The organism is Dethiosulfatibacter sp., from assembly GCF_983023055.1.
In genome coordinates, this window is record NZ_CEZJXU010000156.1 from 1 (window position 1) to 5,142 (window position 5,142).

At 38.7% G+C, this 5,142-nt stretch carries 6 protein-coding genes; all 6 read left to right on the forward strand.

Annotated elements, in window-relative coordinates:
- Positions 1-25: 25 nt before the first annotated feature.
- On the forward strand, positions 26-241 hold the full coding sequence (locus tag AC3AX0_RS06800) for a 4Fe-4S dicluster domain-containing protein (protein WP_487549552.1): 216 nt from the start codon (positions 26-28) through the stop codon (positions 239-241).
- Positions 242-253: 12 nt separating this feature from the next.
- Positions 254-1,315, forward strand: coding sequence for a 3-methyl-2-oxobutanoate dehydrogenase subunit VorB (locus AC3AX0_RS06805; RefSeq protein ID WP_487549557.1), 1,062 nt, complete (start codon positions 254-256; stop codon positions 1,313-1,315).
- Complete coding sequence (locus AC3AX0_RS06810; protein ID WP_487549553.1) at positions 1,315-2,076, forward strand: thiamine pyrophosphate-dependent enzyme; 762 nt, start codon at positions 1,315-1,317, stop codon at positions 2,074-2,076. The genes AC3AX0_RS06805 and AC3AX0_RS06810 overlap by 1 nt, the downstream gene beginning before the upstream one ends.
- Positions 2,076-2,633, forward strand: coding sequence for a 2-oxoacid:ferredoxin oxidoreductase subunit gamma family protein (locus AC3AX0_RS06815; RefSeq protein WP_487549554.1), 558 nt, complete (start codon positions 2,076-2,078; stop codon positions 2,631-2,633). Before AC3AX0_RS06810 ends, AC3AX0_RS06815 begins: the two co-directional genes overlap by 1 nt.
- A gap of 24 nt (positions 2,634-2,657) precedes the next feature.
- Positions 2,658-3,680, forward strand: a complete 1,023-nt coding sequence (locus tag AC3AX0_RS06820) for a branched-chain amino acid aminotransferase (RefSeq protein WP_487549555.1) — start codon at positions 2,658-2,660, stop codon at positions 3,678-3,680.
- 235 nt (positions 3,681-3,915) lie between these two features.
- A complete protein-coding gene (locus AC3AX0_RS06825) occupies positions 3,916-5,043 on the forward strand; it encodes a M20 metallopeptidase family protein (RefSeq protein WP_487549556.1) in 1,128 nt (375 codons plus the stop codon).
- The last annotated feature ends 99 nt before the right edge of the window (positions 5,044-5,142 follow it).

Below are 5,142 nucleotides of genomic sequence, written 5' to 3' on the forward strand. Positions count from 1 at the left end.
GAGTTAAATTTAATGGAGGTGTACTATGGCTAAAGGTCAAGTAACGTTTAATGTGGACATTTGTAAAGGTTGTGAACTATGTGTTACGGCATGTCCGAAAAAGATAATTGAATTGGATCAAAACGTAATAAACGCCAAGGGATTTCATCCGGCGCATGTAGTAAATATGGATGAATGTATAGCCTGCGGAAACTGTGCGATAATGTGTCCTGATTCTGTAATTAAAGTGGAAAGGGTATAAGGAGGTAGGATGATGACTAAAGTATTGATGAAGGGTAACGAAGCAGTAGGTGCTGCAGCTATAAAGGCTGGATGTAGATATTTTTTTGGATATCCAATAACACCACAAAATGAAATACCTGAATATATGTCAAGGGAACTTCCCAAGGTTGGAGGAGTATTTCTTCAAGCTGAAAGTGAAGTTGCTGCAATAAATATGGTTTATGGAGCTGCAGGAGCAGGAGCAAGGGTTATGACCTCTTCTTCAAGCCCTGGTATTGCACTTAAGCAGGAAGGAATATCATATATAGCAGGAGCGGAGCTTCCATGTGTAATAGTAAACATGATGAGAGGTGGTCCTGGACTGGGAAGTATTCAACCTGGACAGGCTGATTATTTCCAGGCTACTAGAGGTGGTGGAAACGGAGACTATAGACATATAGTTTATGCACCGGCATCAATTCAGGAAACTGTGGATTTGTTGATGGAATCTTTCGATGTAGCAGATATATACAGAATACCGGTAATGGTACTTGGCGATGGAATGATAGGTCAGATGATGGAAGCCGTGGAATTTAAGGAGCCTATTAAAAGAAAACTTCCTGAAAAAGATTGGGTAACTGACGGTACAAAAGAATCAAGAGAACCGAGGGTAATCAATTCATTGTATCTTGAACCTGAACTTCTTCAGGAACACAATGAGAAGCTTGAAAGAAAACACAAGGTTATTGAAGAACTTGAAACAAGATATGAAGCATATGGTCTTGAAGATGCCGAGGTAGTATGTGTTGCATATGGTACAACTTCAAGAATTGCAAAAAATGCAATTGATGAACTTGAAAAAGAAGGACTTAAGGTTGGAATAATAAGACCAATTACACTTTGGCCTTTTCCAGTTGAAGCATTCGATAAAATCAATCCTGAAGCAAAGGGATTGTTGACAATAGAAATGAGCATGGGTCAAATGATAGATGATGTGAAGATTGCTTCAAGAGGAAGATGGCCAGTTTCTTTTAACGGAAAAGCTGGTGGAATGGTTCCTTCACCGGCAAGTGTTATGAAATCAATTAAGGAAATAGTAGGAGGTGCAAAATAATGTCTGTAAAAACACCTACAGTAGTATATGAAAAAACAAAAGCATTGAATGATACTCAGATGCATTATTGCCCTGGGTGTACTCATGGAATAATTCACAAATTGGTTGGCGAAGTACTTGTAGAACTTGGAGTTCTTGGAGATACAATAGGAGTTGTACCTGTTGGATGTTCAGCACTTGCATATAAATATTTCAATATGGATACTCATCAGGCAGCCCACGGAAGGGCACCTGCAGTTGCAACAGGTATAAAAAGAGTAAGACCGGATAAAGTAGTATTTTCATATCAGGGAGATGGAGACCTTGCTTCAATAGGTGCGGCTGAAATCGTACATGCTGCTCTCAGGGGAGAAAAAATTACCACAATTTTTGTAAACAATGCAATATTCGGAATGACAGGTGGACAGATGGCTCCAACTACTCTGATAGGTCAAAAAGCAACTACTGCACCTCTTGGAAGAACAGAAGAGCATTCGGGAAAACCTCTCAAGGTTTCTGAAATGCTTGCTACTATAGACGGAGCAAAATTTGTTGAAAGAGTATCAGTACACAATCCTGCAGCGGTAAGAAAAGCTAAGAAGGCTATAAAGAGAGCATTCCAGTGTCAACTGGAGGGGAAGGGATTTGCAATAGTGGAAGTTCTTTCTACATGTGCAACAAACTGGGGACTTACACCTGTTGACGCTCTTAAATGGTTGGAAGATAATATGATACCATACTATCCACTGGGAAACTTAAGGGATTTTGAGGAGGGAAAATAATGTTGGAAAAAGTTATAATGGCAGGATTTGGTGGTCAGGGAGTTATGGCTATAGGAAAATTGTTGGCTTATGCTGGAATGCTGGAAGATAAGCAGGTATCGTGGCTTCCTTCCTATGGACCTGAAATGAGAGGTGGTACTGCAAACTGTGATGTTATAGTTTCAAACAAGCTTATAGGGTCGCCTATAATTACTAATGATGCTACAGCAGCAGTAGTAATGAATCTTCCTTCCATGGACAAATTTGAAAGCCATCTAGCAACAAATGGCAAATTAGTAATAAACAAATCGCTTATAGAAAAAAAAGCTTCGCGAAGTGACATAGAAGCATACTATATAGATGCAAATGAGATTGCAATGGATATAGGTAATGCAAAGGCTGCAAATATGGTTATGCTTGGCGCATATCTTGAACTTTCCAAAGCTGTAGAACCGGGGTCAATAATAAAAGCTTTTACAAAGGTATTTGGTGAGAATAAGGCTAAATTTATTCCTCTTAACGAAGAAGCATTAAGAAGAGGTGCGGAAGCAGTAAAAAAGCAGACAGTTCTGGTTTAAACAAATAATTCAAGGTGGTATATAATGAATAAAACAGAAATAAACTGGCAGGAACTCGGATTTGACTATATAAAAACTGATTTAAGATATATATCTGTATGGAAGGACGGGACATGGGATGAAGGTAATCTTGTTGAAGATAACTTCCTTAAAATAAGTGAAGCGTCGACTGCTTTGCATTATGGACAGCAGTGTTTTGAAGGGCTTAAAGCATATAGGACCAAGGATGGATCCATTCAGCTTTTCAGACCTGATGAAAATGCAAAGAGAATGCAGAGAAGCTGTGAAAAAATACTAATGCCAGAAATGCCTGTGGATAAATTCATTGATGCCTGCATGCAGGTTGTAAAAGCCAATGAACATTTTGTACCTCCCTATGGAACCGGGGCTTCATTGTATTTGAGACCATTCATGTTTGGAACAGGACATAATGTTGGAGTGAAACCTGCTACAGAATATATATTCTGTGTGTTTTGTCTTCCGGTTGGAGCGTATTTCAAGGGTGGAATGACCCCTGTAAATTTCATAACTTCGGAATATGACAGAGCAGCCCCAATGGGTACGGGAGCCGCTAAGGTGGGCGGAAACTATGCTGCCAGCCTTCAGGCACATAAGGAAGCAGTAGAAGCAGGATTTGCCGATTGTATTTATCTGGATGCAGCGACACATACGAAGATTGAAGAAGTTGGAGCTGCAAATTTCTTTGGAATTACTAAGGATGATGTATTTGTCACTCCAAAATCTCCGTCAATACTTCCAAGTATAACAAAATATTCACTGCTATATCTCGCAGAAAACTATATGAACATGAAGGTGGAAGAAAGGGATGTTGAAGTAGACAATATCGACGAATTCAAGGAAGCAGGAGCATGTGGAACGGCAGCGGTCATAACTCCAATAGGCGCAATAAGCCATCAGGGAGTCAACCATGTATTCCATTCTGAAACTGAAGTAGGACCTTTTACAAAAGAACTTTATGACACTCTTACTGGAATACAGCTTGGTGATGTGGAAGCTCCGGAAGGATGGATTTACAAGGTTAAATAATAAAAATCAGGAGTTGCAGTTCGATTTGAACTGCAACTTTTTGAATTAATGTTTGAATGAAAAAAGAATTGTGTTATAATAATAGCGACAACGAAAGTTGTTATGCCTCTTAAATTTTTTGCCAGGACCGTGAATATCTCACGGTCTACTTTTTTAGTAGTTGATAAAAGGCTTCAATTTCAATAAAATTTAAAAGGTTAGATGACCAGAGATATTTATTATGAAGGAGAAAATAATGGATTATTACACCAAGGCAGTGGAATATAGAAAAGAACTACACAAGATACCGGAAGTCGGAATGAAAGAATTCAAGACTACCGAATATATATTGAATGTTTTAAGAGGAATGGGTTACGAAGTGGAAACGGCACTGGAAACAGGAGTTATTGCATGTAAAAAGGGAATTGATGATTCCGTCGCCATTGCATTTAGATCGGATATAGATGCACTGGCTATACAGGAAGAAACAAAGAGTGACTTCAAGTCTATCCACGAAGGGTACATGCATGGTTGTGGTCATGACTACCATATGGCTGTTTTACTTGGTTTTGCCGAATATCTTAAGGGTGTTGAAACTTCATGCAGCATAGTATTCATCTTCCAGCCTGCAGAAGAAAGTCCCGGAGGAGCCAGACCAATAGTTGAAAGCGGAAAACTTGACAAATTTAATATCACTGAAATATACGGTCTTCATATTTGGCCATATTTAAATCAGGGTAGGATAGGAGTAAAACCAGGTCCTATAATGGCCATGTCAGGCGAATTTGAACTGGACTTAATAGGAAAGGGTGGACATGGTGCAGTACCAAACAGTACAATTGACCCAATATACATATCTTCCCAAGTAATATCATCTCTTCAGAGTATTGTAAGTAGAAACATAGAACCAATAGATGATGCAGTCGTTACTGTTGGATATATAAAGGGAGGTTCTGTCCATAATGTAATTCCCGGAAAAGTTGAAATGGGAGGTACAATCAGAGCTTTTAGACAGGAAGTATATGATAGGATCAAGGAGAGAATAACTACTATATGTGAAGGTATTGCCATGGCCTATGAAATGGAAATAGAAGTGAGGATTACAGATTTTTATAAACCTGTAGATAATGACGAAATGCTTACTGAGGAATTTATAAAATCCCAGGGAGATGCTATTGAAATAGTGAAGCCATACATGACAGGGGAGGATTTCTCCTTCTATCAGAATGAGTATCCGGGGGTGTTTTTCTTTCTTGGATCTAAAAATGAGGAAAAAGGTCTCGTTCATCCTCTTCACAACAGCAAGTTCCAATCTGAAGACCCGGTTATAAAAAACGGAATAGATTCATATATAAATTTATTAAAGTATAAGGACATAATATAATAGATTATAGCACTGGATTTTCCAGTGCTTTTTTTATAGCTTAGGAAAGTTAAAATATGCATAACCCCTTGAAGCGTTGGTGTTATGCGGTTAAGGAAA